This is a genomic window from Stenotrophomonas sp. STEN008 (assembly GCF_056760435.1).
In genome coordinates this window covers 150961-177822 of record NZ_JBRRET010000002.1, presented here as the reverse complement: position 1 = coordinate 177822, position 26862 = coordinate 150961, and the positions used below count along the sequence as shown (strand labels likewise).

General features: G+C 69.1%; 23 protein-coding genes. 4 read left to right on the top strand and 19 right to left on the bottom strand.

Annotation, left to right across the window (positions count from 1 at the left end; genetic code table 11):
- Positions 1–3: 3 nt before the first annotated feature.
- From gspE to ACVOME_RS01785, 12 genes are all read right to left on the bottom strand, one after another.
- Positions 4–1440 carry a type II secretion system ATPase GspE gene (gspE, locus tag ACVOME_RS01840; protein ID WP_053516322.1) on the bottom strand — a complete coding sequence of 479 codons (1437 nt, stop codon included), beginning with the start codon at positions 1438–1440 and terminating at the stop codon, positions 4–6.
- Positions 1441–1442: 2 nt separating this feature from the next.
- The gene (gene gspD, locus ACVOME_RS01835) at positions 1443–3818 is read right to left on the bottom strand and encodes a type II secretion system secretin GspD (protein ID WP_481504644.1); all 2376 of its coding nucleotides are present in this window, start codon (positions 3816–3818) and stop codon (positions 1443–1445) included.
- Positions 3815–4342, bottom strand: a complete 528-nt coding sequence (gspM, locus tag ACVOME_RS01830) for a type II secretion system protein GspM (RefSeq protein WP_253161711.1) — start codon at positions 4340–4342, stop codon at positions 3815–3817. The genes gspD and gspM overlap by 4 nt, the downstream gene beginning before the upstream one ends.
- Positions 4339–5505, bottom strand: coding sequence for a type II secretion system protein GspL (gene gspL / locus ACVOME_RS01825; RefSeq protein WP_164152856.1), 1167 nt, complete (start codon positions 5503–5505; stop codon positions 4339–4341). Before gspL ends, gspM begins: the two co-directional genes overlap by 4 nt.
- Positions 5502–6362 carry a type II secretion system minor pseudopilin GspK gene (gene gspK, locus ACVOME_RS01820; protein WP_481504659.1) on the bottom strand — a complete coding sequence of 287 codons (861 nt, stop codon included), beginning with the start codon at positions 6360–6362 and terminating at the stop codon, positions 5502–5504. The genes gspL and gspK overlap by 4 nt, the downstream gene beginning before the upstream one ends.
- A gap of 54 nt (positions 6363–6416) precedes the next feature.
- The gene (gene gspG / locus ACVOME_RS01815) at positions 6417–6854 is read right to left on the bottom strand and encodes a type II secretion system major pseudopilin GspG (protein ID WP_065176116.1); all 438 of its coding nucleotides are present in this window, start codon (positions 6852–6854) and stop codon (positions 6417–6419) included.
- A gap of 57 nt (positions 6855–6911) precedes the next feature.
- Entirely contained in the window at positions 6912–7472 is a 561-nt protein-coding gene (locus ACVOME_RS01810; RefSeq protein WP_481504643.1) for a hypothetical protein, read from the bottom strand.
- A 143-nt stretch (positions 7473–7615) separates the two neighbouring features.
- The gene (locus ACVOME_RS01805; RefSeq protein WP_180875265.1) at positions 7616–8164 is read right to left on the bottom strand and encodes a hypothetical protein; all 549 of its coding nucleotides are present in this window, start codon (positions 8162–8164) and stop codon (positions 7616–7618) included.
- Positions 8165–8217: 53 nt separating this feature from the next.
- Positions 8218–9198, bottom strand: a complete 981-nt coding sequence (locus tag ACVOME_RS01800) for a DUF4880 domain-containing protein (RefSeq protein ID WP_476343098.1) — start codon at positions 9196–9198, stop codon at positions 8218–8220.
- Between the two features lie 69 nt (positions 9199–9267).
- Positions 9268–9798 (bottom strand): RNA polymerase sigma factor, encoded by a 531-nt coding sequence (locus ACVOME_RS01795; RefSeq protein WP_053516348.1) that lies wholly within the window; start codon positions 9796–9798, stop codon positions 9268–9270.
- Between the two features lie 16 nt (positions 9799–9814).
- Entirely contained in the window at positions 9815–10495 is a 681-nt protein-coding gene (locus tag ACVOME_RS01790) for an STN domain-containing protein (RefSeq protein WP_481504658.1), read from the bottom strand.
- A gap of 148 nt (positions 10496–10643) precedes the next feature.
- A complete protein-coding gene (locus ACVOME_RS01785; RefSeq protein WP_128988259.1) occupies positions 10644–11108 on the bottom strand; it encodes an Lrp/AsnC family transcriptional regulator in 465 nt (154 codons plus the stop codon).
- Positions 11109–11233: 125 nt separating this feature from the next.
- Between ACVOME_RS01785 and ACVOME_RS01780 the strand changes: the two genes are divergently transcribed.
- Together ACVOME_RS01780 and ACVOME_RS01775 are read left to right on the top strand one after the other, a co-directional pair.
- Positions 11234–11968 (top strand): AzlC family ABC transporter permease, encoded by a 735-nt coding sequence (locus ACVOME_RS01780; protein ID WP_460255764.1) that lies wholly within the window; start codon positions 11234–11236, stop codon positions 11966–11968.
- On the top strand, positions 11965–12264 hold the full coding sequence (locus ACVOME_RS01775; RefSeq protein ID WP_481504642.1) for an AzlD family protein: 300 nt from the start codon (positions 11965–11967) through the stop codon (positions 12262–12264). The genes ACVOME_RS01780 and ACVOME_RS01775 overlap by 4 nt, the downstream gene beginning before the upstream one ends.
- Positions 12265–12330: 66 nt before the next feature.
- Here ACVOME_RS01775 and glgX read toward each other — a convergent pair whose 3' ends face one another.
- The 7 genes from glgX to glgA are packed head-to-tail and all read right to left on the bottom strand — an operon-like array spanning position 12331 to position 24457.
- Positions 12331–14448, bottom strand: coding sequence for a glycogen debranching protein GlgX (gene glgX, locus ACVOME_RS01770; RefSeq protein ID WP_197571115.1), 2118 nt, complete (start codon positions 14446–14448; stop codon positions 12331–12333).
- A complete protein-coding gene (locus ACVOME_RS01765) occupies positions 14435–14605 on the bottom strand; it encodes a DUF2934 domain-containing protein (protein WP_080375226.1) in 171 nt (56 codons plus the stop codon). The genes glgX and ACVOME_RS01765 overlap by 14 nt, the downstream gene beginning before the upstream one ends.
- Positions 14574–17147 (bottom strand): malto-oligosyltrehalose synthase, encoded by a 2574-nt coding sequence (gene treY / locus ACVOME_RS01760; protein WP_481504641.1) that lies wholly within the window; start codon positions 17145–17147, stop codon positions 14574–14576. Before treY ends, ACVOME_RS01765 begins: the two co-directional genes overlap by 32 nt.
- Positions 17144–18988, bottom strand: a complete 1845-nt coding sequence (locus ACVOME_RS01755; RefSeq protein ID WP_481504640.1) for a 4-alpha-glucanotransferase — start codon at positions 18986–18988, stop codon at positions 17144–17146. The genes treY and ACVOME_RS01755 overlap by 4 nt, the downstream gene beginning before the upstream one ends.
- Positions 18985–20703, bottom strand: a complete 1719-nt coding sequence (treZ, locus tag ACVOME_RS01750) for a malto-oligosyltrehalose trehalohydrolase (protein ID WP_481504639.1) — start codon at positions 20701–20703, stop codon at positions 18985–18987. Before treZ ends, ACVOME_RS01755 begins: the two co-directional genes overlap by 4 nt.
- Positions 20700–22934, bottom strand: coding sequence for a 1,4-alpha-glucan branching enzyme (locus tag ACVOME_RS01745; RefSeq protein ID WP_481504638.1), 2235 nt, complete (start codon positions 22932–22934; stop codon positions 20700–20702). The genes treZ and ACVOME_RS01745 overlap by 4 nt, the downstream gene beginning before the upstream one ends.
- A complete protein-coding gene (gene glgA, locus ACVOME_RS01740) occupies positions 22931–24457 on the bottom strand; it encodes a glycogen synthase GlgA (RefSeq protein WP_164152872.1) in 1527 nt (508 codons plus the stop codon). Before glgA ends, ACVOME_RS01745 begins: the two co-directional genes overlap by 4 nt.
- A 431-nt stretch (positions 24458–24888) precedes the next feature.
- Here glgA and ACVOME_RS01735 point away from each other — a divergent pair, with 431 nt between their 5' ends.
- Complete coding sequence (locus tag ACVOME_RS01735; protein WP_053519756.1) at positions 24889–25317, top strand: PAS domain-containing protein; 429 nt, start codon at positions 24889–24891, stop codon at positions 25315–25317.
- Positions 25314–26846 carry a flavodoxin domain-containing protein gene (locus ACVOME_RS01730; RefSeq protein WP_481504637.1) on the top strand — a complete coding sequence of 511 codons (1533 nt, stop codon included), beginning with the start codon at positions 25314–25316 and terminating at the stop codon, positions 26844–26846. The genes ACVOME_RS01735 and ACVOME_RS01730 overlap by 4 nt, the downstream gene beginning before the upstream one ends.
- The last annotated feature ends 16 nt before the right edge of the window (positions 26847–26862 follow it).

Here is a 26862-nt window from a genome sequence, read left to right as displayed (position 1 = left end):
GCGTCAACCGTCGCCGCTGACGCGCAGGATTTCCTCCAGCGTGGTCAGGCCGCTGTCGACCCAACGCTGGCCGTCCTCGCGCAGGCTGCGCATGCCGGCGGCCCGAGCCGCCTGGCGCAGCGCGGGCTCGCCCTGCCCTTCATGGATCAGCGCGCGCACCCGATCATCGACCACGAACAGCTCATGGATGCCGGTTCGCCCGCGGTAGCCGCTGTGTGCGCAGGCTGCGCAGCCCACTGCCCGCCACACCGTGCGACCGTCGGCGTCGACCTCCGCGCGCCGGCACTGCATGCACAGGCGCCTTACCAGCCGCTGTGCCAGCACACCGCGCAGCGAAGACGCCAGCAGGAACGGCTCCACCCCCATGTCTGCCAGCCGGGTCACTGCCGAGATCGCATCGTTGGTATGCAGCGAGGCCAGCACGCCATGACCCGTCAGTGACGACTGCACGGCGATCTGCGCGGTTTCCAGGTCGCGGATCTCACCGATCATGATGGTGTCCGGGTCCTGGCGCAGGATCGCGCGCAGCGCGGTGCCGAAGGTCATCCCGATACGCGCATTGACCTGGATCTGGCCGATGCCCGCGAAGTCGTACTCCACGGGATCCTCCACGGTGAGGATGTTGCTGGTGCTGCTGTCGAGCTGGCCGAGCGCTGCGTACAGCGAGGTGGTCTTGCCACTGCCGGTCGGGCCGGTGACCAGCACGATGCCGTGTGGCTGGCGGATCAGGCCGGTGAACGTGGCCAGGGTGTCGTCGGCCATGCCAAGGCGCTGCAGCTGCAGCCGGCCGGCATCCTTCTCCAGCAGGCGCAGCACCGCGCGCTCGCCGTGCCCGGTCGGCACGGTGGACACGCGGATGTCCAGCGGCCGGCCGCCTACGCGGAGGGCGATGCGCCCGTCCTGTGGCAGGCGCTTCTCGGCAATATCCAGGTGCGCCATGATCTTGATGCGCGACACCAGGGCGGCATGCAGGGCGCGCCGCGGCTGCACCATGTCGCGCAGCGTGCCATCGACACGGTAGCGGACCACCGAATGGGTCTCGAACGGCTCGATGTGCAGGTCGCTGGCGCCATCGCGCGCGGCCTGTGCCAGCAGCGCATTGATCATGCGGATCACCGGCGCGTCATCCTGTGCATCCAGCAGGTCGGTGATCTCCGGCATGTCCTGCATCAGCCGGTCAAGGTCGACTTCGCTCTCCGCCGCGCCGACGACCGCCGCGGCGTCGCCGCCGTCACGATACTGTTCGCCCAGCCGCTGCTGCCAGGCCGCACTGTCCAGTTGCTGGAACGGCAGGGGTCCATGCCGGCGGCGAAGCTCGGCGACAGCCCAGGCCGGCGTCTCGGCGGTACCCAGCAGGACCGGCCCATCATCCGTGTCGGCCAGCAGCACACCGTGGCTGCGCACCCAGGCATACGGCAGTGATCGCAGATCGTTGGCCACGGTCACGGCCCGATCACCAGCTCCGGGGTGTATCCCAAGCCCCGCAGCTGCTGCAGGGCCGGGTCCAGCTGTGCCGGATCGCGTGGCAGTCGCACCCGCAGGCGCTGACCCGCTGCGCCGGGTGTGGCTTCTGCGTACGCCTGCAGCCCCAATGCCCGCACCTGCGCCACCGCCTGCGCGGCGCGTGCGGGGTCCAGGCCCTGCGCGAACTGCACATGTTGCGCGGTGCCCTCGCCGGTCGGGTACAGGGCGGCCAGACTGGTGTTCTGCAATGGTCGCCCCTGGCCGTCGCGCGCGTTGCCCTGGCCGAGCGTACCCAGGTCCTGTGGCGGCAGCTGCGGCGCCGACAGCGCCGGCAATGCCCAGCTCTGCACCGGCTGTGCACCGGCCTGGGCGTTGCGCATGTAGTCGTAGCGATCGCGGGTCAGGCGCTGGCCGGCCGCCGGGTCACGCACCACGTGCGGTCGCAGGAACACCATCAGGTTGGTCTTGGCGCGCCTGCGCGTGTCGCTGCGGAACAACGCGCCCAGTACCGGAATCCGGCCCAGGCCCGGCACCGCGTCGCGACCGTGGCTGACGCTGTCCTCGAGCAGGCCGCCCAGCACCATGATCTGGCCGTCGTCGAGCAGCACGCTGGTGTCCAGTGCCCGCTTGTTGGTGATGATGCCCTCGCTGCTGGAGCTCTGCCCGTCGATGCTGCTCACTTCCTGATAGATGTCCAGCTTCACCGTCCCGCCTTCGGAGATCTGCGGGCGTACCCGCAGCTTCAGGCCGATGTCCTCGCGCTCGATGGTCTGGAACGGATTGTTGCTGCCACCTCCGCCGTCGGTGACATAGCGGCCGCTGACGAATGGAACGGTCTGGCCGACCATGATGCTGGCGGCCTCGTTATCCAGCGTCATCAGGTTCGGCGTGGACAGGATGTTGGCACCGCCCTTGCTCTGCAGCGCGTTGGCCAGTGCCTTCATGTTGAGGATCTGGCCCACGCCCGGCAGCGTGATGGTGCCATCGATCACGCCCACGTTGAGTCCATCGCGCGGCAGCACGTCCAGCGTGGTGCGCGCGGTGCCATTGAGGCCGCTGCCGCCGGTCGCACCACCGAAGTGGGTGCCTGCGAACGTACGGCCATTGCCCAGCATCCACTGCACCCCCAGTTCAGCGGCATCGGTCTGGTTGACTTCCACGATCAGGCTTTCCACCAGCACCTGCGCGCGCCGCTGGTCGAGCTGGTCGATCACCCGACGCAGGTTGCGGTACACCGGCTCCGGCGCCGAGATCAGCAGCGTGTTGGTAGCGACATCGGCCTGTACGGAGATGCCGTTCTGGCTGAAGCCACTGCTGCCGGCATCAGCGGGGTCGCGCCGGTCCGGATCGAGCCGCTGCGACGGCAGCGCATTGCCCGTGGCCCCGGCCTGCTGCGGCTGCGGCTGCGTCGGCGCGCTGCGAGCGGACCCGCCAGGCAGCGGCGTGATGCCCTCGCTGCTGCCCATCGCCTGCGCGTCGCTCTGCCCGGCCACCACGCCACGCAGCACGCCCGCCAGCTGCGTGGCCTGTGCATTGCGCAGATAGACCACATGCAGGTTGCCGGACTCGTCCTGTGCCCGGTCCAGCTTCTCCACCAGCTGGCGTGCCAACCGCGTGCGCCCCGGGCTGCTGGAGCGCAGCAGCACGCTGTTGCTGCGCGGATCGGCCATCACCATCACCTTCTGGCCCGGCTCGGCGCCCTGCGCATCCAGCAACGGTGCGACCATCGCGGCCACATCCACGGCGATCCCCTGCTGCAGCTTGACCACGTCGGTGTCCATGCCAGCCGGGGTGTCCACACTGGCGATCACCCGCGCGATGCGTTCCAGATTGTCGGCATAGTCGGTGATGACCAGCGTATTGTTGCCCGCGTTGGCCGTGATCGGGTTGTCCGGACTGATCATCGGCCGCAGCACCGCGACCAGTGCGGCCGCATTCTCGTAACGCAGCGCGAAGGTCCGTGTGGCGACCTCTCCGCCTGCCGCTCCGCCGCCTACCCGGCCGCCCAGCAGCTTGGCATCGGCCTGTGGCACGACCCGGCTGATGCCACCGTTCTCGACCACGGCGAAGCCACGCATGCGCAGTGCGCCGAGCAGAAGCTGATAGGCCTGCGCGCGACTGACAGGACCATCCGACACCACCGTCATCTTGCCGGTCACACGTGGATCGATCAGGAACTGGCGGCCGGTGAAACGCGCTGCCATCCGCAGCACGCCACCGATATCGGTATCCACCAGATTCAACTGCACCGGCTCGTCGCTGGCATCCTGCGCCCATACCGGCGCGGGCAGGTGGACCATCCCCACGACCAGAGCCAGCACCGCGCCACAGGCAAGACCGTGCATCGACCTCATCGAAGCTCACCCGCAACGGCCTTCATCACGATGCTTCCTGAAATGCGTGCCGCCGGCATATCCGCGTCCCCTGTGCGTTGCAGTTGCAGTCGTTGCAGTTCGATGGTCGGGTCGGCCAGCAGCGGCAGGAGCCAGTTCCAGAGCACATCGGCGGGCACCGACTGCACCTGCAGGTGCCAGCGTCCATCGCGCGCGTCGACCCGCACCCCATCGGCAAGGCCGGCGGCGGCGATCCGCGAACGCAGGCTGGCCAGTGTCGGCCGCTGCTCCCGGGCCAGGCGCTGGCGCTCGCGCGCGTCCAGCAAGGGCGCCAGTGCCCGCATCTGTGCCTGCAGGCGCGGCAGCTCAACCTGCCAGTAGCTGCGCTGCTTCAGCAGGGGCTCCAGCCAGAATGCCCACAGCGCAGCGGCCAGCAGTGCACCCACCATCGTCGTCAGCATGACGCGCTCGCGTAGCTGCAGGCGCCGCCAGCACTGCGACAGCGCCGCGATGCCGCCTTCCATCCACGCAGTCCGCACCCTCATCGGCTGCCCCCGGTGCTCAGCCGCAGGCGGCCACCGCCCTGGCGGACCAGCTGCAGGCCCTGCGCCTGCGCCGCCTGCTGCCATCTTTCCAGATGCTGCGCATCATCGGCCAGCGCCTGCGCATCGGCGTCCAGTTCCAGTTCAAGCGCGCCGGGCGTGTAGTCCATGCCGCGAACGCGGCCGGCCAGCTCCGGAACCGCCTGCAATGCCAGCGCGACCTGTTGCTGTATCCGCGGCAGTGGAGCCGTCTGCACCGGTGCGGCCAACGCACGCCGTGCCTGCAGGACCGGATCCAGTACCTCGGTGATTTCCGGATACTGCGCGCTGAACTGCCGCGTCATTTCCCGCTGCAACGCCTCACCTTCGCCGCGCCAGCGCGAGACCTGCAACTGCAGGCCCGTCGCGGCGAGCACCCCGGCCGCCAGTGCCAGCCCGATCGCCACTCGTGGCAGGCGTCGTCCGCCGCGCTGCAGCGGTAGTGCCCATGCCGGCAGCGGGCCGCTGGCCTCGCTGCCCGCGGCCACTGTGCTGGTCTGCAGGTGTCCGGGCCAACCCGAGGGCACCGCATGCACCCATTGCACGGCCTGCACGCCGGCCTGCTGCAGGCGCAGGGAGGTTGCCTGCAGCACGCCTGCCACGTCGCGCCCGCCACTCCACTGCACGAAGCCGCGGTCGCGCCCGCTGCGTACCAGCAGGTGCTCGCCCTTCGCCTCCAGCGTGGCCCGCCCCTCCGTCCACGGCAGCAGCAGCGGCGTCGGGTACAGCCCCTGCAGGCTCAGGCCGCACGACGCCAGCAGCTGCTGCGCCTGGGCCACGGCCTGCTGGCCCAGCCATGCCACCGGCACGGTCCCGTCAGCCGCCTGCGGCCCATTGGCCAGCGCAACATCCTGCAGGTCGTCCAGCAGCATCGCCTCCACCTCGCCCTGCAGCGCGGCCTGCAGCCGGCGACCTGACAGCGGCGGCAGCTGCAGTTCCAGCAGGATCAGGTCATGCGGATCGAGGCAGGCGTGCACCTGTGCCTGCGGATGGCGCTGTCCCAGCGCCGATAGCGCCTCGCAGCCATGCGCCGCCACGTCACCGCGTTGCAGTTGCGCCCACTCCACCCGGCTGTCGGCCTGCAGTCGATCCAGCGCCGGCAGGCGCACCCGCAGCTGCACGCTCATGCGCCGATCCTCGTCCATACACGCTGCACGCGCACGCTGTCATCGCGGTACTCACGCCAGATCAACGCGCGGAAATCGACATCGCGGTCGTCTGCCTGGACCTGTCCGACCGCCAGGAACCATTCACTGTGGATGCCCAGCGGCATCACCGACATCTGCTCGCTGCTCACCTGCAGGCGGTTGGCGATATCACCGCGGTTGAGCAGCCAGCGGCCGCCATCGCGCTCGTCCACCAGCGCCCGCAGCCGGCCCGGATCAGCGCCGGGTGCAACCGCCTGCAGCACGGCCAGGTCAGTCGTATTGGCGTTGACCAGCGTCTGCGCCGGCAACACCACCGTGCGCCGGGACAACGCCCGGACGGCGCGTGGCTCGGCACCGGCCAGCGCCTGCCCGATCAGGGCTTCGCGCGGCAGGGGCGCCTGCGCGGCGCGATCACCGTCGCGCAGCCGTGCCTGGATGTGGTCCGCGGCACCGCTGCATGCGGCCGCAGACACCCCCTGCTCCACGCACAGCGCCACGAAGGCCTGCCGCGCCTGCGCATCCGGTTGGCCCTGCGACAACAGGTTGCGCAGGTTGAACAGCGACTGCGCGTCCACCATCTGCAGGCGCACCGGCAGCGGCGCATCCAGCTGCACCGGCCGTGCCCAGCGACCGTCGCGCACGGTGGTCAGCTGCTCGCGCGCGTCTTCACGAAGCTGCTGCCCCGCGCGCTCCAGCGCGGCATCCACGGCCATGCGTACCTGCGCCCGCAGCTGGTCGCCACGCAGCGCACGCAGCTGCGCGGCCTGGCGGGTCAGCAGCGCGGTCGCGATCACCGCCACCAGTGCGACCACCAGCATCGCGACGATCACCGCCATGCCCTGCTGGCGACGACACGGAAAGGCTGCCATCGGAGGCGACATCGGTGGACCTCACAGCTGCCAGGAGCCGATGTCCGCATTGCCGGCATCACCTCCGGCCTTGCTGTCCGCGCCAAGGGAGAACACGTCGATGTCGCCGTGCGCGCCCGGGTTCTGGTACTGGTACGGATGCCCCCACGGGTCGTTCGGCAGGCGGTCCAGATAGGGGGTTGTCGGCATCGCGCCGCTGCTCTGGGGCGGCGCCACCAACGCCTGCAATCCCTGCTCGGTGCTGGGGTAGCGGCCATTGTCCAGGCGATAGAGCTTCAGCGCCTGCATCAGTGCGGCGATGTCCTGGCGTGCCGCCACCACCCGCGCCTGATCGGGACGATCCATCAGGCGCGGCACGATCAGTGCGGCAAGAATGCCGATGATCACCACCACCACCATGATCTCGATCAGGCTGAAACCGTGCTGCCGGGCCCTGCCACCACGAAGCTGTCTTGCCATTGTTCCGCCCTCGTCATCCTGGAAGGGACCGCTGCACCATGGTCAGCGGCGCATGTGTCAGTACGATAAACATCCACCTGCAATTCGCTGCTTCTCCACCCTGTCTGCGCTGGCGCCCGCCGGCGGCACGCCAGCCGACTGCAGCAGCGTTGCAGGTACCGCCGCCAACGCGCCTTCCACGCAGCGACGCAGCAGCGGGTGGCGACTGGCCTGCAGGATCCGCACGCATTGCGTCGGCGACCAGGCGCTGCCACGGCCGAAGCCGACGAAGCGGCGGTACACCTGGTGATGGCGCAGGTCATCGTGTACCCGTTGCGCGCTGTCCAGTGCCTGCACCCACAGCAGCAGAACGGCACGCTGCAGCATGCGGACATCGTCCATGTCCAGGGGCAGCGTCGCGATGGCTGCCTCCGGCCACGCCGGCAGTTGCGCATCGGTTGCGCGGCGCAGCGCCAGCAGCGGATGCGCCTCGACGTCCAGCGCCGCCCATCGCGCGGCGTCCGCCCAGGCGTCGCTGGAAAGCACCCAGACCCACGGATGCCCGTAGCGCTGTACGCACAGCGGCGCGTGCCGGGCCTGTTCCAGCGACCGGCTCAGGTGGCGATCCAGCTCGAGCATGCTGATCCTGCGACGTTCCGCCATCGACGCTGCCTGCGCTCCACGACGCGGATGCGCCGTACTCTGGAGAAGACGTCAGCAGGGTCGATGAAGCGACAGCGCGTTGCGCGTGATGTGCCGTGCGTTGCGCTTCAGCCGCTCTGTCACAGCGACGTCATGCGCCTGCAGGCATCGGCATCCAGCAACGGAGCGATGCCGCCGCATTGTCGTGCCAGCACCATCACGTCGGGACGTCGGGCAAATGCGGACAGCAACCCGGCCGCGTCCGCGTCGGCCAGCAACGCGGCCGTGGCCTGGCGCAGTGCCGGCAACTGCCATCCGTCCATCGCAATCACCGCACCGGCCACGAACCAGTGCCACAAGCGGTGATGGATCACCTGATCGTGCAACTGTGGCAGGCCCTGTATGCCATGCATCGCCATCAGCAGCAGACCGCGGGCCGCCATTGCCGGTGATACGCTGCCCTTCTCCGGCAGCGACAGCGCCTGCTGCAACCTCAGCAGGGCAGCCAGCGGATGGCCCTGCGGGTCGAAGTCCAGCAGCACGGACTGTTCCTGCCACTGCGGATCGGAGACCACGCAGACCCAGGGCGATCCATAGCGATGCACCGTCAATGGACGCCGCTGCGTGGTCTCCAGCAATGCGGACAGGTTGCGTCGCAGGTCGAGCACACCGATGGTCTCGTTGCGCATTCCTTGGCTTCTCCTTGCATGCGGCAGCCACGCGACGCGCGTGGCCGGGGACTCTACCCCAGGACGGCGATACCGCCCGGGAAGCGACGCAGCTCCAACGACAGCGTCAACCGCAGCTGTTCCAGCGCCGCGTCCGGGTCATCGATGCGGAAGCGACCGCTGACCGGCGCACGCGCCTGTGCGCCGTCACCGAGCAGGACCCTGCCGCGGCGATAGCGATTGATCTCGTCCACCACCTCGCGCAACGGCGCGCGGCGGAACACCAGCATGCCTTCGGTCCAGGCGCTGACCTCGCCGGCCACGGCCTCGGCCACCACGCCGCTCAGGCGTTCGTCGTAGCGGGTCTGCTGTCCGGCCTGCAGCCGCAGCCGGCCCTGCGGGTGCTCGATGCGGGCGCTGCCGCGCAGGCACGTCACCCGGACGTGTCCCCCGGTATTGCGCACGTCCAGCCGGGCTGCGTCCTCATCGGCGATCACACAGCCCGGCCCCGCGTACAGTGCGAGGCGTGAACCCGCAGCGGTCTCGAATGCCGCCTGCCCCTGCACCAGCTCGTAACCCTCGCCACCCGCACCCATCCGGCGCCGCAGACTGCTCTGCGTATCCAGCTCCAGCGTCAACTGCGGCGTCAGCGCAAGCTGGAGGCGCTCGCCGGTGCCGGTATGGAAGTCGGCCGCCATCGCACTCACCGACGGCCACAGCCCCAACGGTGGACGGATCGCTGCCACCACGGCGAGGCTGGCGGGGGCGGCGATGGCCGCCCCCAGGAATGCACGCCGGCTCCATCGCCGTGCCAGGCCCGGTGCCTGCGGCTGGCGCGCCGCAGCCGGGACCTGCTCACCGGCCACGCGCACCTGCTCCCATTGCCGCCGCGCACGGGCAAACGCTTCGCGGTGACGCGAATCGGTCGCGCACCATTGGCGGAACCTGCGTCCGTCGGCTGCCGTGGCCTCGCCCGACGTCAGACGCACCACCCAGGCGTGGGCCTGGCGCTCCACGGCGTCGAGCGTGCGGTGCGGGCGATCATCAGGGTCCATGCGCAGTCCAGCCATGCCCGCACGCTGCGGGGATCTGCTCGGCGTCAAAGTGTAGACGGACGCCGCCGGTCAGAACCGCACCTGCCGGTCCTGCCCGCTGCGCTCGGCCAGATAGTCCTGGGCCGCTTTCAGTTCGCGCTGCACCAGCCGCAGCGACACGCCCAGCTGCTCGGCCACGTCCCGCTGCTGCAGGCCGTCCACGCGGATCGCCAGCAGGATCCGGCGGCGGCGTTCGGGCATGCGGTGCAGCAGGCCGACCATGTCTTCGAGGGCACGATCAAGCTCCGCAGCCTGAGCCGGACCGGGGCCCGGATCGGCCATCTCCATCAGTGCGTCCACTTCTTCCAGGCTGAGCAGGCGATGGTCGGCGCGCTGCCGATCGATCACGGTGTTCATCGCCATCCGCAGCAGATAGGCCGCCGGATTCTGCACCGGGTCCAGCCGGTCGCGACGTGCGCTCAGGCGCATCCAGGTGTCCTGCAGCGCATCGCCTGCCAGCTCTTCCGAGCCCAGCTTGCGCACCAGCCGGCGCTTGAGTTCATCGTAGGCCCCCAGCAGGTGATCCATCAGGTCCACCGCCCCGGCCGTTCCGTTGCTCATGTTCGAATCCTTGAAATCATGGAAGGGGCTGCCGCCGGCCGCAGTCGTGGTCGGCACGGGAGGGCTGGATCTGCAGCGTCACCGGCTGCGGCAACGCGGCGGCGTCGATGGACGGCGCCAGCCTGCCGATGGCAAGCAACAGGCGCCGATCGCGACGGGCGTCGCCGCTGCCGACGAGCAGTTCGGCTTCGTCGACATGGCCCTCGGCGGTGATGCGGAAACGCAGCGTCGCCGCGTAGCGGCCCGGTGCGAGCAGGGGGTCGTCACAGAACGCGTCGCGCAGCCGCTGCTGCAGCCCGCCAAAACGACGGCTGCGCTCGGATTCCGGCAGCAGGCCGACGGTACCGGCTGCGCGTTCGGGTTGCGCGCCCAGCCGAAGCACCACGCGCTGCGCGCCGATCACCTCGGCTTCGACGCCGGTCTCCTGCAGCAGGGTCTGCAGCGCCTGCAGCGGCGGCAGGCTGGCGTGCAGCGGGTAACTGCGCCGACCGGCAGCGAGTTCGCCGGCGTACATCACCGACCACCCGCTGCTGACGCTGAAGCGCTCGACTGCCTGTTCCAGCGGCTGCGCCGGGATGTCGTAGGCACGGACGTCGTCCTCGGCCGTGGCGACGAAGGCCAGCAGCAGCCACGCAGCGATGGCCACTCTCCATGTTCTGACCGCGTGGCGTCCATCCAGCCCCCTGACGTTGAACACATGACCCTCGGCAGCGACCGCAGCTGTGACGGAGGCAGGCGGCACGACCGGGAGGTCGCCCGCGCGCGCCCGGCAAGCGGGGTCAGACCCTACCGGGGGCAGATGTCATTGCGATGACCACCGCACCGGGGGCCGGCGCGGCGTGGCCTCAAAGCGGCAGCCGGGTGGTCTGCTTGATCCGCTGCATCGGGATCTCGGTCTTGGTGTTCTGCACCCCGGCGATCCTGTTCAGATGCCGGATCTGGAACTGGCGATACGCATCCAGGTCGGCCACGGCCACCCGCAGCAGAAAATCGCAATCGCCTGCCATCAGATGACATTCAAGCACTTCCGGCAGGGACTTGATGCTGTTTATGAAGTGGTTGGTGGTGTCCTCGTCCTGCCCACGCAGCCAGACCCGCACGAATACGGTGAAGCCCCGTCCAACCTTGGTCTCGTTCAGCAGCGCCACGTAGCGGTCGATGTAGCCGCCCTCCTCCAGCAGGCGGACCCGGCGCAGGCAGGCCGACGGCGAAAGACCGACCTGCCTGGCCAGCTCCAGGTTCTGCAGACGACCATCGACCTGCAGCGCCTCGAGAATCCGGCGATCAAGGTTATCGAGTTGAGATTGCATTGGATTTCACCCTCATGGCCATCTGCCGCATCAGATGCGCAACATTCTCAATTGAATGGCATCAACGCAACCCGATTTCGTGCCGTCGCCGCTAGGATGAAGCACCCCTCACTCGCTTCCGCCACATGGACGCCCCACGCTCCCTCCTTCCGCCTGACGCCCCCTGCCACGTCACGCCCCGCGCCGAATTCCTGCGCGGCCTGCGCGCTGCCGTGCCGGTGATGATCGGTTTTGTTCCCTTCGCCCTGGTGCTCGGTGCACAGGCTGCGCAGAAGGGCCTGTCGGCGCTTGAAGTACCGCTCATGACCGGGCTCAACTTCGCCGGTGGCTCGGAGTTCGCCGCCGTCGAGCTGTGGACGTCACCTCCGCACATCGCGCTCATCGTAGCGATCACCGCGCTGGTCAACAGCCGCCATCTGTTGATGGGGGCCAGCCTGGCACCGCTGCTGCAGCACCTGCCACGCCGTCGCACGCTGCCGGCGTTGTTCTTCATGTGCGACGAAAGCTGGGCCCTGGGTGTCGCCGACGCGCGGCGGCGCATGCACGGTTTCAGCCTCGCCTACTACCTGGGCACCTCGGCCGGCCTGTATGGGGTCTGGGTGACCTGCACGACGCTGGGGGCGATCGCCGGCCCGCTGCTGGGCGACATCCATGCCTATGGATTCGACATGGCCTTCCCCGCGGTGTTCCTGGTGCTGCTGCGTGGCATGTGGCAGGGCCTGCGCGCAGCGCGGCCCTGGCTGGTCAGCCTGCTGGTGGCCGCAGGCACCCATCTGCTGGTTCCGGGCGCCTGGTACGTCGCCAGCGGTGCGCTGGCCGGGCTGGTGGCCGCCTGGCTGCTGGCGGAGGACGCGGCATGATCCAGTGGAGCTCGCTGCTCACCATCGTGCTGATGGCAGCCGTTACCTACCTCACCCGCATCATCGGCTTCCTGGCCCTGCGCAACCGCACCCTCGGCAAGCGTGCGGTGACGGTCATGGAGGCCGCGCCGGGCTGCGTGCTGATCTCGGTGATCGCCCCGGATTTCGTCGCCGACAAGCCCGCCGATCTGCCTGCGCTGGCCATCACCCTGCTGGCCGCCACCCGGCTGTCGATGCTGCCGACCGTGCTGATCGGCGTGGTCTCGGCCGGGTTGCTGCGCCATCTGCTGGGCTGATTCACGGCAGGCCGGGCGGGACCCGGCGCTGCCGATCGGTCTTCGCGCCGAGCGGGCGCGCTGCAATCAGGCGCTGCTGGCCGCGAGCAGGCACAGGCTGCGCGGCGGCAGGGTCCAGTCGCCGGTGCCGTCCTGCTCCAGCGGCGCCTCGTCGGTCTGCAGCAGTACGCGCCGGAACGACAGCGCCTGATCCGATACGCGGAACCGCTGCGGCTGGTCTCCGGCATTCAACAGCAGGGCGAGGCTGACATGCCGCCCGGGCTCACGCAGGCCGCTGTCGGGGCTTCGACCGTCCAGCACAATCAGCAGCGCGCGCAGTTCGGGGTCGTGCCAGTCCGCCTCCTCCATGCTGCGGCCGTCCGGATGCCGCCAGTCGATATCGCGCAGGCCCAGCGCTTCATCGTATTCGCCGCGCAGGAACCGGTTCCTGCGCAGCAGGCCATAGCGCCGGCGCAGCGATAGTGCACGCCGCACGAATGCCACCTGCGCCTGCGCCGCCGGCTGCGAGGCACGCTCCCAGTCGATCCAGCTCAGCGGGTTGTCCTGGCAGTACGCGTTGTTGTTGCCCTGCTGCGAATGGCCGAACTCGTCGCCGGCCAGCAGCATGGGCGTGCCCTGCGACAGCAGCAGCGTGGCCAGCAGGTTGCGCATCTGCCGTGCACGCAACGAGAGGATCGCCGGATCATCGGTGTCGCCCTCCACACCGTGGTTGCTGGAAAGATTGTGCGAATGGCCATCGCGGTTGTCCTCGCCGTTGGCCTCGTTGTGGCGGTCGTTGTAGCTCACCAGATCGTGCAGGGTGAACCCGTCGTGTGCCGTTACCAGGTTGATGCTGGCCGACGGCCGCCTGCCGTGGTGTTCGAACAGGTCGGCCGAGCCGGTGAAACGGGTGGCGAACTCCGGCAGCTGCCCGCCATCGCCACGCCACAGCGCGCGCACTGTATCGCGGAAGCGGTCGTTCCATTCCGCCCAACCCGGCGGGAACTGGCCCAGCTGGTAGCCGCCCGGGCCGATGTCCCAGGGCTCGGCGATCAGCTTCACCTGGCTCAGGACCGGGTCCTGGCGTACCGCATCGAGGAAGCTGCCCGAGGCGTCGAAGCCATGGCGCTCACGGCCAAGAATGGTCGCCAGGTCGAAGCGGAAACCGTCCACCCGCATCTCGGTCACCCAGTAGCGCAGCGAGTCCATTACCATGCGCAGCGCGCCGGCATTGGTCAGGTCGAACGTGTTGCCGGTGCCGGTATCGTTGATGTAATAGCGGCGATCATCGGCCAATCGGTAGTAGCTGGCATTGTCGATGCCCTTGAACGACAGCGTGGGGCCCAGCTCGTTGCCCTCGGCGGTGTGGTTGTAGACCACGTCCAGGATCACTTCGATGCCGGCATTGTGCAGCCGCGCGACCATCTGCTTGAACTCGGCCACGGTGCCCGTCGACAGGTAACGCGGCTGTGGGGCGAAGAAGCCGATGGTGTTGTACCCCCAGTAGTTGCGCAGCCCACGCTCGAGCAGCTGCTGGTCGTCCACGTAGGCGTGCACGGGCAGCAGCTCGATGGCGGTCACACCCAGATGGCTCAGGTGATCCACCACCGCATCATGCCGCAGTGCAGAGAAGGTGCCGCGCTCGGCCTGCGGGACATCAGGATGCTGCATGGTCAACCCGCGCACGTGCGCTTCGTAGATCACGGTCCTGTCCCAGGCCGTTTCGGGTGCACGCTCGACACCCCAGCTGAAGGCCGGATCGATCACGGCGCAGCGTGGCATGTAGCTGGCGCTGTCGCGGCGGTCGAAACTGAGATCGCCATCGCGATGGCCCAGGGTGTAGCCGAACAGGTGGGGCGCCCACTTCAGCTCGCCGACGATCTGCTTGGCGTAAGGGTCCAGCAGCAGCTTGTTGGGATTGAAGCGATGCCCTTCCTCCGGCGCATACGGACCGTGCACCCGGTAACCGTAGCGCTGCCCGGGCCTTACATCGGGCAGATAGCCGTGCCAGATCTCATTGGTGTACTCGGGCAGCGCGATGCGTTCGACCTCGCGGTTGCGCGCGTCGAACAGGCAGAGTTCGACCCGGGTGGCATGCCGCGAGTACAGCGCGAAGTTCACGCCCAGCCCGTCCCAGGTTGCACCCAGCGGGAAGGGCCGGCCTTCGCGCACGCGCGAGGTCTGTGCCCACTTACGGCTCGCCATCGCTGCCCTCCTCGCCGCGCGCCGCGGCAATCTCGGCCTCCACCAGCCGCTCGGCCATGTGCCAGTGCCGCTGCTGCTGGTCGTCCGGGCGCCCTTCCGCTTCCCATATCTGGTGAGCCAATGCCTCAATCCGCTGCCGTCGTTCCCTGCTGTCCATCCCTACCCGTCTCCTCGTTGATCCATACCGCCAGCGGGCTGCCAGCCAGAAGCCGTGCTGCATCCGCGGTTTCATTGAAATGTTCGATGCGTCCGTCCAGGAGGTTGCGCATGCGTCCTGCCGGAAGCCCGCGCAGCGTTGGGCCGGTGGCGACGTCACGCACAACGTTCAGGCCGGGCCCGGGCATGGCGATGGGCGAGCCACGCTGCACGATCACCAGCAGTACCTGCGTCTGGTGGCTGCGCACGAACGCCAGCCAGGGCGAGCGCGCAGGCGCGGACAGCGGCTGCAGCTCGCCGTACAGGAAAAGGTGCGGGTGCCTGCGGCGGCAATCCAGCAGCTGCCGCAGCAGGAATGCCTTGATGCCGCCGTCCCGCCAGTCCTGCAGCAGCGCGGGCCAGGAGCGCGTGTCCCGCAGCCATGCCTGCCGCGCCGGATAGTCCACGGCCCGGCGGTTGTCCGGGTCCACCAGGCTCAGGTCCCAGCCTTCGCCGCCTTGATAGAGGTCAGGCACACCGGGCAGGCAGTGCTGCAGGCACAGCTGTGCCAATCCATTGCAGGCGCCCGCCGGAGCGATGCGGGCCACGAAGGCCGCCAGCGCCTCGCGCACCGGCAGCAAGGGTGCTCCCTCCAGCAGCGCGTGCAGCCACTGCACGGCGGCGTCCTCCACTGCCACATCGGGATCGGACCAGTTGCTGATCCGTTTGCCCTCGCGCAGGGCCTTGGTCAGCCAGTCCGCCATCCTCGATGCGAAGTCGGCACCGGGGGCGCCCTGCATCGGCCACGCCGCCACCAGCGCCTGCCACAGCGCATACGCCTCGGCGCCCGGCAACGGCAGCGGCATGCCGGCCTTGGCGGCCATCCGGCTCCAGCGCCGTACAGCATCCCGCCACTCCGCCGTGCAGGTGCTGAGCACCGCCAGCCGCGCCCGGCTGTCGCTGCCCCGCTTGTGATCGTGGGTCGCCAGCGCAAGCAGTGCCTCGGGATGGCGTCGCAGGCGCCGCGCTGCATGCTGCAGCAGCTCGCGTCCCTGCATGCCCAGCCGCTGCGGATCACTGCCGACTTCGTTGCGTGAGAGCAGTCTGAAGTAACGATAGAAGCCGGTATCCTCCACCGACTTGGCGTTCAACGGCGCGGCCAGCTGCCCGAAGCGCACGCGCAGCTCGCTTTCAGCCGGTGGCTGGCCGGGAAGTGCCTGCAGCAGCAGGTCCAGTGCCGCCCGTCCGGCACCGTCCAGCGCGGCTCGCGCGGCGGCAGCAGCGGCGACCAATGCCTTCCGCTCACCGGCGTCACGCAGCGAATACGGGCGATAGGTGCGGTAGTGCCGCAGCAGCGCGGCCAGCGCGCGCGCCAGGGCGGCCGTACCGATGTCGGCCTCGGCCAGCCGGGGCTGCAGAACCTGCTGCGCACTGCGCAGCAGGCGCTGGAAGTCGGTGTGAAGCGACTGGCGCAGCAGCATCCCGCGCGCGTCCTGCTGTATCTGGTCAAAATCGCGCGTGTCGCCGCTCGCCGCCTGCCAGGCGCGTGAGAGCGCGGGCGCCGCTGCCGGATCGTGCAGCCACGCGCCAGCCTGGTCCATGAAGTCATAGCCGGTGGTCCCGTCGCAGGCCCACCCCTCGGGCAGCTGCTCGCCCTCGGCCAGTATCTTCTCGACGTGCAAAGTCACCGCCTCCGGATCACGGCTCCCGGCCGCGCAGGCAGCGTTGATCGCTTCGCGCAGGCGCTGCAGATAGGCGCCCGGCGACGACAGTCCGTCCACATGGTCGATGCGCAGGCCATCCACCCAGCCCTCACGCACCAGCCGCAACGGTAGCGCATGCACCGCTTCGAACACCTCGTCGCGCTCCACCCGCAGCGCGGCCAGTTCGTTGATATCGAAGAAGCGCCGGTAGTTCACCTGATCGCCTGCCGTGCGCCACCACGCCAGCCGGTAGTGCTGCCGCTGCAGCAGTGCCTGCAACCGTTCGACGCTGCGGTTGCAGCGTTCGGCCCACGCCGGCCACTGCGTGGCGTCCAGGGGATGACTGCGCGGCGACAACGGCAGGACCCGCCCATGATGGCGCAACCCTGGCCGCTCATCGTCCAGCCCGACCCGCAGTACGCCGTCGCGCACGGCGTCGTGCAGTGGCCGGTCCAGCACCGGCAACCATAGCCGGCCTTCGCAGCCCGGCGCCTCCCAGTCGATATCGAACCAACCCGCATGGCGGCTTCGACGCCCGTGCATCAGCACATCGCTCCACCAGTGGCTGTGCGGGGATGCCGCCAGATGGTTGGGCACGATGTCCAGGATCAGACCCAGGCCGTGTGAGCGCGCCGCGGTGGCCAGCTGGCGGAAGGCCGCTTCGCCGCCCAGCTGCGGATTGATGCTGGCCGGGTCGATGCCATCGTAGCCATGTGTGGACCCCGGCACCGCAGTCGCGATCGGCGACAGGTAAAGGTGACTGACGCCCAGTGCGGCGTAATACGGCACCTGCGCTGCGGCCGCTTCCAGGTCAAAGCCTGCGTGCAACTGCAGGCGCGCGGTGGCACGCGACCTCGTCATGGTCCCGTCCTGCGGCGCGTGCTGCTCAGGCGCGCCAGCCGCGCATCGGCGGCGGCACCGTCCCACGCCAGCGGCAACCGCCGTCGCCAGTTCGGATGGCCGCTGACGGTGCCTGGCAGGTTCACCTGTGCACGGCTGCCCAGCACATCTTCCAGTGGCAGCAGCGCCAGCCGCGACGCTGCATGGGCAACCAGTGACAGCGCTCCGTCCTCCACGGTCGCGCCGCCACCACCGCAGACTGCGGCCAGCGCCTGCACGTCCCGCGCGCGCGCGCGCAGTGCCGCCGGCAGGTCCTCCAGCTCACCCAGGCGGGCACGCCAGCGCAGGTCGCGCCCGCGCAGCCAGCCGGCCAGTGGTGGCAGGTCGTGGGTGGACGGCATGGCCACCGCATCGCGGCGCCACCGCGGCGCCGGCAGGAAGCGCTCGCCGTTGCGGGCGAACGGCAGCACCTCGATGCCCAGGATGCCCCGGGCTGCCAGCCGCTGGCGGATGCCCGGCGGCACCACCCCCAGGTCTTCACCGATCAGCACGCAGCGATGCCGCCACGATTCCAGCACCAGCAGATTGATCAGGTCATCGAATGGATAGCGCAGGTACACGCCCTGCCCGGCGCCAGCGCCGTGAGGCAACACCCACAGCCGCTGCAGGCCGAGGATGTGGTCGATGCGCAGGCCACCGCGGCCGGCCATCACGGCGCGCAGTACGCGGATGAACGGTGCAAAGCCCTCGCGGTGCAACGCCAACGGTGACCAGCTGGTGATGCCCCAGGCCTGGCCGAGCGGATTGAACGCATCCGGCGGCGCACCCAGTTCAAGCCCCTGCAGCAGATCGGCGCCACCGGTGCGTGCCTCGACGCCCTGCGGTGCACAGCCCACGGCCAGATCGGCAATCAATCCGATCGACGCGCCATCACTGCGCAGCGCCGCGTGCACCTGCACCCAGCCCTGCTGCGCCAGCCACTGCGAAAATGCATGGTCGTCGGCGCTCCCGGTGATCCCGTCGGCGGCATGCTGGCAATAGCGCAGCAGCGGTTCGCCCTGCGCATCGCACCAGGTCTCGATCTGCTCGCACTGTGCCGGTGCCTGCTGCCGCAGCCAGTGGCGCACCTGTCGCAGCCAGCGCCACTTCAATGCCGCCGAGTGCGGCCAGTCGATGCGGCGTGCAGCGGTGGCGGCATCAATTGCCATCGCCAGTGCCTCGTCCTGGCCCAGCACGCTGTCGGCGGCTTCCGGCAGTACCTGCGAAAGGGATACCTGCAGCGGATCTAGCCAACGCCGGTCACTGGGCGAATAGGGGCTGTAGCCCGGGCCGGGTGGCAAGCCGGCGTGCAGCGGACTCAACGCCAGTGCATCGCCTCCATGCCGCTGCAGCAGCTCACGCCACCGTGTGCAGCCGGCGCTGTCACCGATACCTGCATCGCCGCGGGCGCGCAGACTGTAGACCTGCGCCGACAGCCCCCAACCGCGCAGCATGCGCGGTGGCCACCAGGCTCGCGGCGGCGCCACCGCGACCGCCTGTTGCCGCCCGCCCCGGCGCCACTGCCAATAGCCCGGTTGATCCGGAACTCGCCAGCGCCCCTGCGCATCAGGTCGTGCTGGCAGCTCGCGCCCCTGTTCATCCACCCAGCACGCCGCCCCCGTCGCCTCCGGCATCACCAGTACCTGGCCACAGCAGGCGGTGAGCAAGCGGGCGCGCACCGGCGCACCATCGCAGTGCAGCCCTTCCAGCACCGCGCGAAGCACGTCCGGCGCGACTTCGCGCTCGACGCCGGCCACGTCGGTCCAGCGCTCCAGGAGACCTGCCCGGCGTGCGGCGTCCCGAACCGATATATCCGTCCTCATGCCGCCACCCAGCACGCAACAACACTGCCACCTGCCGGCAGCACACCGGCAACGTCGGGACCCACAACGCGCTCGCCGGCCGGCATCGCATGCGCCACGGGCCGTGGGCCCACATTGATCGCGATCCACCATTGGCCCGATGGCAGCTGCCAACCCGCCTGCACCGCCCCCTCGCCAAGCACCCGCGCACCCAGCGACCGGGCCTGCAGCAGGCCGGGCTGCAGATAGCGTCTGCGCAGGGCCAAAAACCCGCCTGTGCAACGCAGCCATTGCTGCGACCAGGGATCATCGCCGGGCGGCGGCGTGTACGAGACCTGCAGGGTGGCCGGATCGTTCGGGTCCGGAACACGCGCACGCGAGGCGGCATCGGCGAAGGCACTGAAGCCGGAAAACTCGCGGCGACGCCCCTCGCGCACCGCCTCGTCCAGCGGCGGCGCATAGTCGGTGAAGAACAGGAACGGCGACCGCGCCTGCCACGGTTCACCCATGAACAGCAGCGGGATCATCGGCGTCAGCAGGGTCAGCGCCAGCGCCGCGCGCAGCCGCGCCGGGTCCACCAGCATCGACAGGCGCTCGCCGAAGGCACGATTGCCCACCTGGTCGTGGTTCTGCGCGAATACAACGAAACGCGCGGGCGACAGGTCGCTGCTGGGTTCGCCGCGGGGATGGCCGCCCAGGTCAGGTTCACCCTGCCAGGCGAATCCTTCTGTCAGGCAGCGGGCCAGCAGCGCGTCGGCGCGACCGGCGTAGGCCGCGTAATAGCCTTCCTGCTCGCCGGTCAGCATCACGTGCAGCGCGTTGTGGAAGTCGTCGTTCCATTGCCCCTGATAGGCACCGCGCAGCCACCGCGCCTGGTTGCGTTCGTTCTCCAGCACCAGGTGCGCGTGCGGCACCTCCGCGCGCACCTCATCGGCCAGCTGCTGCAGGAAGCGGTCATCGTCGATGGCGTGTACCGCGTCCAGGCGCAGCCCATCGAAGCCATAGTCGCGCAACCACATCAGCGCATTGTCGATGAAGAAGCGCCGCACCCAGGGCTGGCGGAAGTCGATCGCCTCACCCCAGGGGGTGCTGCGATCGTCACGGAAGAACGCCCGCGCGTAGTCACGCAGAGGGTTGCCCTGCGGTCCGAAGTGGTTGTAGACCACATCCAGCAGCACCGACAGTCCGGCATCATGCGCCGCGTCGATGAAGGCCTTCAGCGCTGCCGGCCCGCCGTAGACATGGGCCGGTGCGTAGGGGAACACACCGTCGTAGCCCCAGTTGCGCCTGCCGGGAAACTGCGCAACCGGCATCAGCTCGATGGCGGTGATGCCCGTTGCGGCCAGCATCGGCAGCTGCGCGGTCAGTGCAGCGAGGCCGCCGCCTGCCTCGATGTGCACTTCACAGATGACCAGGTCCTGCCAGGCAGGCCCCTGCCACGTGGCCTGCGCCCTGCCGGTGTCCAGCACCACGGCGCTGTCGCCATCGATGCCGTCCGGCTGCCAGCGCGAGGCCGGATCTGGCACGTCCTGGCCTGAAGGGAGGCGGAACCGGTACCGGTCGCCATGCGATGCCTGTGTCCGCAGCCAGTGGCAACCGTCCGGCTCGCGTTGCATCGGCCGCAGCGCACCCTGCAGGCACAGCGTCATCGTGTCTGCGTCCGGCGCCCACACACGGAACTCCACCCCCTCACCGGCCGCACGCCAAGCGCCCAGACGCGGGGACGCTGTGGTCATGCATCAACCTGCAGGTACAGCGTGGACAGCGGCGGCAGGGTCAGCCGCAGCGACTGGGCGTGGCCATGCATCGGCCTTGGCTCGGTCTGCACCGCTCCGAGGTTGCCCGCATTGCCGCCGTTGTAATGCGCGCTGTCGGTGTTGAGGCGTTCCGTCCAGCGCCCCGGTTGCGGCACACCGACCCGGTAACCCTCGCGCAGCACCGGGGTGAAGTTGCTCACCACCAGCAGGGTGCGGCCGCTGCCGGCAGAATCCCGGCGGATGAAGGCATACACGCTGTTGCGGCTGTCATCGGCCACGCTCCAGTCGAAACCGCGTTCATCGCGCTCGTCACGATGCAGCGCGGGTTCGGAGCGGAGCACGGCATTGAGGTCGCCCACCAGACGCGACAGGCCCCGGCCCTCACTGCTGGTCGCCTGTTCCCAGTCCAGTGCTGCATCGTGCGACCACTCATGTCCCTGGCCGAACTCGCCGCCCATGAACAGCAGTTTGCTGCCCGGGTGCGCCCACATGAAGCCGTAATACGCACGAAGCTGGGCCAGCCGCTGCGCCGGTTCGCCTGCCATCTTGGCCAGCAGCGCGCCCTTGCCATGCACCACCTCGTCATGCGACAGCGGAAGCACGAAGCGTTCGGAGAAGGCGTAGACCAGGCCGAAGCTGATCTCGCTGTGGTGATGCTGGCGATGGACAGGATCGCGCCCCAGGTACTGCAGGGTGTCGTGCATCCAGCCCATGTTCCATTTGTGGGTGAAGCCAAGCCCGCCCTCCTCCACCGGCGCGGTCACCCCCGGCCACGCGGTGGATTCCTCGGCAATCACCAACACGTCCGGGAAGCGCTCACGCAGGGTCTGGTTCATCCGCCTCAGGAAGGCGACCGCCTGCAGGTTCTCTCGCCCGCCCTGCTCGTTGGGTATCCACTCACCGTCAGCACGGCTGTAATCCCGGTACAGCATGGACGCCACTGCGTCCACGCGCAGTCCGTCGATGTGGAACCGCTCCACCCACTCCAAGGCACTACCGATCAGGTAAGCGGCCACTTCGTTGCGGCCATAGTTGTAGATCAGCGTGTCCCAGTCGGCGTGCACCCCTTCGCGCGGGTCGGCATGCTCGTACAACGCGGTTCCGTCGAAACCGGCCAGGCCATGCGCGTCGTTGGGGAAGTGTGCGCTCACCCAGTCCACGATCACCCCCACTCCGGCCTGGTGACAGCGATCCACGAAGCGCGCGAAGGCGTGCGGCGTCCCATGGCGTGCCGTCGGTGCGTAGATCCCCAGCGGCTGATAGCCCCAGGAACCGCCGAAGGGATGCTCGCTGACCGGCAGCAGTTCGATGTGGGTGAAGCCGAGTCCGGCCACGTACGGAATCAGCCGGTCGGCCAGCGCATCCCAGTCCAGCGGTGCGCCATCATCGCCGCGCTGCCAGGAGCCCGCATGTACCTCGTAGATGGACAGCGGCGCGCCGGCGCCCGTCTGGCGCCGGGCCGCCCTCCAACCCTCGTCATGCCACTGCATCGGCGCCGCCGAAGGCACGCGTGAGGCGGTGGCCGGTGGCAGTTCGGCCCAGCGCGCCATCGGGTCGAACTTGTCGGGCATCACCTGGCCATCAGCCCCGACAATGCGGAACTTGTAGCGGGCACCGGCCTGCACGCCGGGCAGGAACAGTTCCCACACGCCAGCCGCATGGCGCAGCCGCATCGGATGGCGTCGGCCATCCCATCCGTTGAAATCGCCGACCACGGCGACCCGCCGCGCATTGGGCGCCCACACCGCGAACCTCACGCCGGCGATCCCCTGCACCTGCATCGGGACCGCGCCCAGCTGGCGCGCCGCATCGGCATCACCGGCATGGAAGCGTTGCAGCAGCGCTTCGTCCAGCAGCGGGCCGAAGGCATAGGCATCGTGCACCTGCTCCACACCCTGCTCGAAATGCAGGGCAAGCAGCGGCACCGCCGCTTCACCGGCGGCGCCCTCGAACAGGCCGGGCAAGGGGCCCGGGTGCAGATCCCAGCGTCGCCCGTCTTCTCCGATCACCTCGACGCGCTGCGCGTGCGGCACCAGCACGCGCAACCGCCGTTCACCCTCGCGCTGGCGGTGCGGGCCCAGCCAGGCAAATGCATCTGCCGGGCGGGCATGGACGAGGTCCTCCAGCGCCGGCGCGATGCGGTGATCCAGTGCTGTGTCAGCGGTAGTGTCGTCCTCGAGGGCGGCCAGATGCGCGCTGTCGTGGCTCATGCGGCCACCTGGCAGGTCTGCTGGTACAGCGCCAGATAGGCTCGCCCGGCCGCATCCCAGCCGCCCGGCCGCAGCATGGCGGCGCGGCGCATGGCCTGCAGCAGGCCTGGCAGACGGAAGGTGCGCATCGCCCGCTCCACGCAACGGCGCAGGCCATCGGCATTGGCACCGTGGAACAGGAAACCGGTCACGCCATCCTCGACGGTGTCCACCAGCCCGCCCGTCGCATGCGCGACCGGCAGGCAGCCGAAGCGCTGCGCGTACATCTGGCTGAGCCCGCAGGGTTCAAAACGCGAAGGCATCAGCAGGAAGTCGGCGCCGGCGAACATCTGGCGCGCCAGCGCTTCCTCGAACCCGATGAATGCGCCCACCCGCCCCGGGTAGCGCCGGGCCAGCGCCTGCACCTGTGCTTCCACCTGCGGCTCGCCGCCGCCGATGACGACCAGCTGCCCCCCGGCCGCGACGATCTGTGGCGCCACGTCACAGGTGATGTCCAGCCCCTTCTGGTGCACCAGGCGGGAAACCACCGCGAACAGCGGGCCGGTCGAGGGCGCCAGGCCGAACGCCCTGCGCACCGCATGTGCGTTGGTCGCGCGTCCGGTCCATTCGCCGATGCCGAAGTGCGCCTTGAGGTGGATGTCGCGTCGCGGATCCCAGCTGGCGTCGATGCCGTTGACGATGCCGCTCAGGTGACCGCCGGCGGCGCGCCGGGCCAGCAGGTCATGCAGTCCGCATCCATCATCCGGGGCGGTGATCTGCTGTGCATAGCGCAGGCTGACTGTGTTCAGCCGCGTGGCATTGGTGATGCCGCCCTGCAGGAATGACATCTGTCCGTGGAAGTGCAGTTCATCCAGGTGCGCGGCCGGTACGCCCAGCACCGGCGCAAGCGCATACGGGAACAGGCCCTGGTAGGCCAGGTTGTGGATCGTCAGCAGCGTCGGCACGGCCGTCCGGTCCCAACGCACGTAGGCGGCGGCCATGGCCACCGGCCAGTCATTCAGGTGCAGCAGCTGCGGTGACCAGTCCAGCCCGGCACGCCCGGCCGCAATCTCCGCAGCCGCGTGTGACAGCGTGGCGAAGCGAACCGCGTTGTCCTTCCACTCCTGTCCCTGCCCATCCACGTAGGGCGAGCCTTCCCGCTCATACAGCTCAGGCGAGAGCAGCACGTAGATCGGCAGGCCGTCGGCCTGCACCGCCATGCCGATGGTGCACGCAGGCAGGCCGGCTCTTTGGCTGACCTGCCCCACCGCCCGCAGCTGCGGCAGGCGCTGCAGCACCTCCGGGTAGCCGGGAAGCAGCACGCGCGAATCACACGCGCCGCGCACCGCGCGTGGCAGGGCCGCGGCCACATCGCCCAGGCCTCCCGCCTTGACGAAGTCGGCCATTTCGGTCGCGACAAACAGCACGCGCTGTACCAGTTCCGGCAACTTCAACGGCTGTGAGTGGCCCCGGCGGGTCCCGATGGGTACAGGTGCACCGGGAGGCGTCGCAACGGGTGAAGCGGACTGGACGACGCGGGCCATGGCGATGATCTCGGAAGTGTTCAGGCAGACGGACGCCAACGGCGCCCGGACGGGCGCTGAAGCGGAGAGGGAAGTCGACGCAGAACGTGGGGGACGTCAGCGAGAGGCTCAGGAGGACAATAGCCCCGCATGCGATCAATCGGCCGTGAAGCCCTGGCGATTTCTTTGTGACAACGCGTCATGAGCTGAGTACGCATGCCGCGTTCATCACGCCCATCGATGCCTCCCGGACGGGACATCCACCTGGATGCCGTGCGCGCGCTGCCCGTGGCCTGGGTGGTGGCGGTCGGCTGGGTGCCATATGCGACATCCCGTCGCAGGCGGTCCCTGCCTCCCCCTTGACCAATGTCAAACCGACCGCCGGCACGCGGGGGTATCTCTATGCAGGACCCGAACATGCCGGCGTCTCCGGCAGCCACAAGGACCCTGCAATGCACGACACCCCCGACAACAGCCAGCTCCTGAACGCCCTGCAGAAGGTCATGGTGATCTCCACCACTGACCTGCAGGGCAACATCACCTACGCCAATGATCTGTTCTGCACGCTCACCGGCTTCGCACGTGAAGAACTGATCGGCCAGCCGCACAGCATCGTGCGCCATCCGGATGTGCCCAAGGCCGTCTACAAGGACATGTGGGACACGATCAGGGCCGGCGGCATCTGGACCGGCATCGTGCCGAACCTGGGCAAGGGTGGCGTGCTCTATGTGGTCGACACCACCGTGCAGCCGCTGTTCGACGCCGAAGGCAACATCACCGCGTACATCAGCATCCGCCGTGTGGTGAACGACCTGATGCAGGACTTCGAGCAGGTCGAGTTCAGCAAGGAGAAATTCGACGACTTCTATGAGGCCGCGTGAACACCATCGCTGCCACACCGGTTCGCCGCCTGCTGGTGGGTTTCGCCTCCGAATCGGGCAATGCCCGCGCCCTGGCCCAGCGCCTGGGCGCGGACCCTGGCCTGCAAGCGCTCGCGCCGCAGGTGCTGCCGTTCAACGACATTGACGTTGCCAGCCTGGGCCAGGGCGATGTGCTGCTGGCGATCTCCAGTTCGTTCGGCGACGGCGAGCCGCCCGCGAACGGCGAACGCTTCTTCCAGAGCGTGTGCCAGACCGGGTCGCTGCCCGGCCTGCGCTACGCGGTGTTCGGCCTGGGCGACACCGGCTACCCTCGATTCTGCGGCTTCACCCGAGCGCTGGACGCGGCGCTGAGCGAACGCGAAGCGCAGCCGCTGCTGCGACGGGTCGACGCCGACCTCGGCTATGAACGGTTCTTCCAGCAGTGGCAGCCGGTGCTCCGCCAGGTGCTCGAGGGCGATGCCGCCGCCGGCCAGGACCTGCACCTGCAGGTTACCGCCTACGGTGACGACAATGCCTTCGCCGCGCCCATCGTCGAGCGCCACCGCGTCAACAGCAGTGATCCGGCCGCGTGGCACCTGCAGCTGGATATTGCCGGCAGTGGCATGGCCTACCGCGCCGGCGACACGATGCACGTGCTGCCGGACCACGAACCTGCACTGCTGCAGGCCCTTGCCACCTGGTACGGCGACAATGCGGCCATCGCCATGCTGCAGGACCGCGAACTGCGGCTGCTGGGCAGGGGCGTGCTGCGCGAGCTGGCCAGGCTGGGCGACAGCGAGCGGTTGAAGTCGCTGCTGAAGGTCAGCCAGAAGCGCGAGCTGGATGCCTACCTGCACGGTCTGGACGTGCTGGATATCCTGCAGGACCACGCCAGCCCGGACCGCGTGCCGCTGGCCAGGCTGCGCGACATCCTGTCAGCGCGCCTGCCACGGGCCTACTCGATCGCCTCGCATCCCGGCAACGGCCAGCTGAGCCTGTGCATACGCGAAGTGCGCTACACCCTGCGCGGCCGCGAGCGTTCCGGTACCGCCACCGGCAGCCTGCTGCGGGGGGGCAGCCACGCCCGCGTGTACTGCCGCTCCAATCCCGGCTTCCATCTGGCCGACACCGGCAGCGCGCCCCTGCTGCTGATCGGCACCGGCACCGGCATCGCGCCGCTGATCGGCCTGGTGCAGCAGGTGCAGGCCAATGGCTGCGGACGCGAACTGCATCTTGTGTTCGGCGAGAAGCATTGCGAACACGATTACCTGTATCGCGAGCAGCTGCAGGACTGGCATGCGCGTGGCGTGCTCGCCGGCCTGCATCCTGCCTTCTCGCGTGACGGAACCGAAAAGGTGTATGTGCAGCATGTGCTGCGGCAGCGCGCCCGCGAAGTAAGGCAGGTGTTGTCCCGCGGCGGGCACCTGTACCTGTGCGGCAACAAGCGCCACCTGGAAGACGCGGTGCGCGAGGCCATCGACGCCATTGGCGGCCAGGGGCATTGGGACCTGCTGCGCGGGGAGGGCCGCATTCACTGCGAGCTGTACTGACCCTGCATCGATTCGG

Coding starts and splice junctions, on each gene's coding strand:
- ACVOME_RS01755 (WP_481504640.1), bottom strand. CDS start 18,988: ATGAGGACGGATATATCGGTTCGGGACGCCGCACGCCGGGCAGGTCTC.
- ACVOME_RS01765 (WP_080375226.1), bottom strand. CDS start 14,605: ATGGACAGCAGGGAACGACGGCAGCGGATTGAGGCATTGGCTCACCAG.
- ACVOME_RS01735 (WP_053519756.1), top strand. CDS start 24,889: ATGCACGACACCCCCGACAACAGCCAGCTCCTGAACGCCCTGCAGAAG.
- gspG (WP_065176116.1), bottom strand. CDS start 6,854: ATGGCAAGACAGCTTCGTGGTGGCAGGGCCCGGCAGCACGGTTTCAGC.
- gspM (WP_253161711.1), bottom strand. CDS start 4,342: ATGAGGGTGCGGACTGCGTGGATGGAAGGCGGCATCGCGGCGCTGTCG.
- gspK (WP_481504659.1), bottom strand. CDS start 6,362: ATGGCGGTGATCGTCGCGATGCTGGTGGTCGCACTGGTGGCGGTGATC.
- ACVOME_RS01780 (WP_460255764.1), top strand. CDS start 11,234: ATGGACGCCCCACGCTCCCTCCTTCCGCCTGACGCCCCCTGCCACGTC.
- ACVOME_RS01795 (WP_053516348.1), bottom strand. CDS start 9,798: ATGAGCAACGGAACGGCCGGGGCGGTGGACCTGATGGATCACCTGCTG.
- ACVOME_RS01745 (WP_481504638.1), bottom strand. CDS start 22,934: ATGAGCCACGACAGCGCGCATCTGGCCGCCCTCGAGGACGACACTACC.
- treY (WP_481504641.1), bottom strand. CDS start 17,147: ATGACGAGGTCGCGTGCCACCGCGCGCCTGCAGTTGCACGCAGGCTTT.
- ACVOME_RS01810 (WP_481504643.1), bottom strand. CDS start 7,472: ATGCTCGAGCTGGATCGCCACCTGAGCCGGTCGCTGGAACAGGCCCGG.
- ACVOME_RS01805 (WP_180875265.1), bottom strand. CDS start 8,164: ATGCGCAACGAGACCATCGGTGTGCTCGACCTGCGACGCAACCTGTCC.
- glgX (WP_197571115.1), bottom strand. CDS start 14,448: ATGGCGAGCCGTAAGTGGGCACAGACCTCGCGCGTGCGCGAAGGCCGG.
- gspD (WP_481504644.1), bottom strand. CDS start 3,818: ATGAGGTCGATGCACGGTCTTGCCTGTGGCGCGGTGCTGGCTCTGGTC.
- treZ (WP_481504639.1), bottom strand. CDS start 20,703: ATGACCACAGCGTCCCCGCGTCTGGGCGCTTGGCGTGCGGCCGGTGAG.
- ACVOME_RS01800 (WP_476343098.1), bottom strand. CDS start 9,198: ATGGACCCTGATGATCGCCCGCACCGCACGCTCGACGCCGTGGAGCGC.
- ACVOME_RS01785 (WP_128988259.1), bottom strand. CDS start 11,108: ATGCAATCTCAACTCGATAACCTTGATCGCCGGATTCTCGAGGCGCTG.
- ACVOME_RS01775 (WP_481504642.1), top strand. CDS start 11,965: ATGATCCAGTGGAGCTCGCTGCTCACCATCGTGCTGATGGCAGCCGTT.
- glgA (WP_164152872.1), bottom strand. CDS start 24,457: ATGGCCCGCGTCGTCCAGTCCGCTTCACCCGTTGCGACGCCTCCCGGT.
- gspL (WP_164152856.1), bottom strand. CDS start 5,505: ATGAGCGTGCAGCTGCGGGTGCGCCTGCCGGCGCTGGATCGACTGCAG.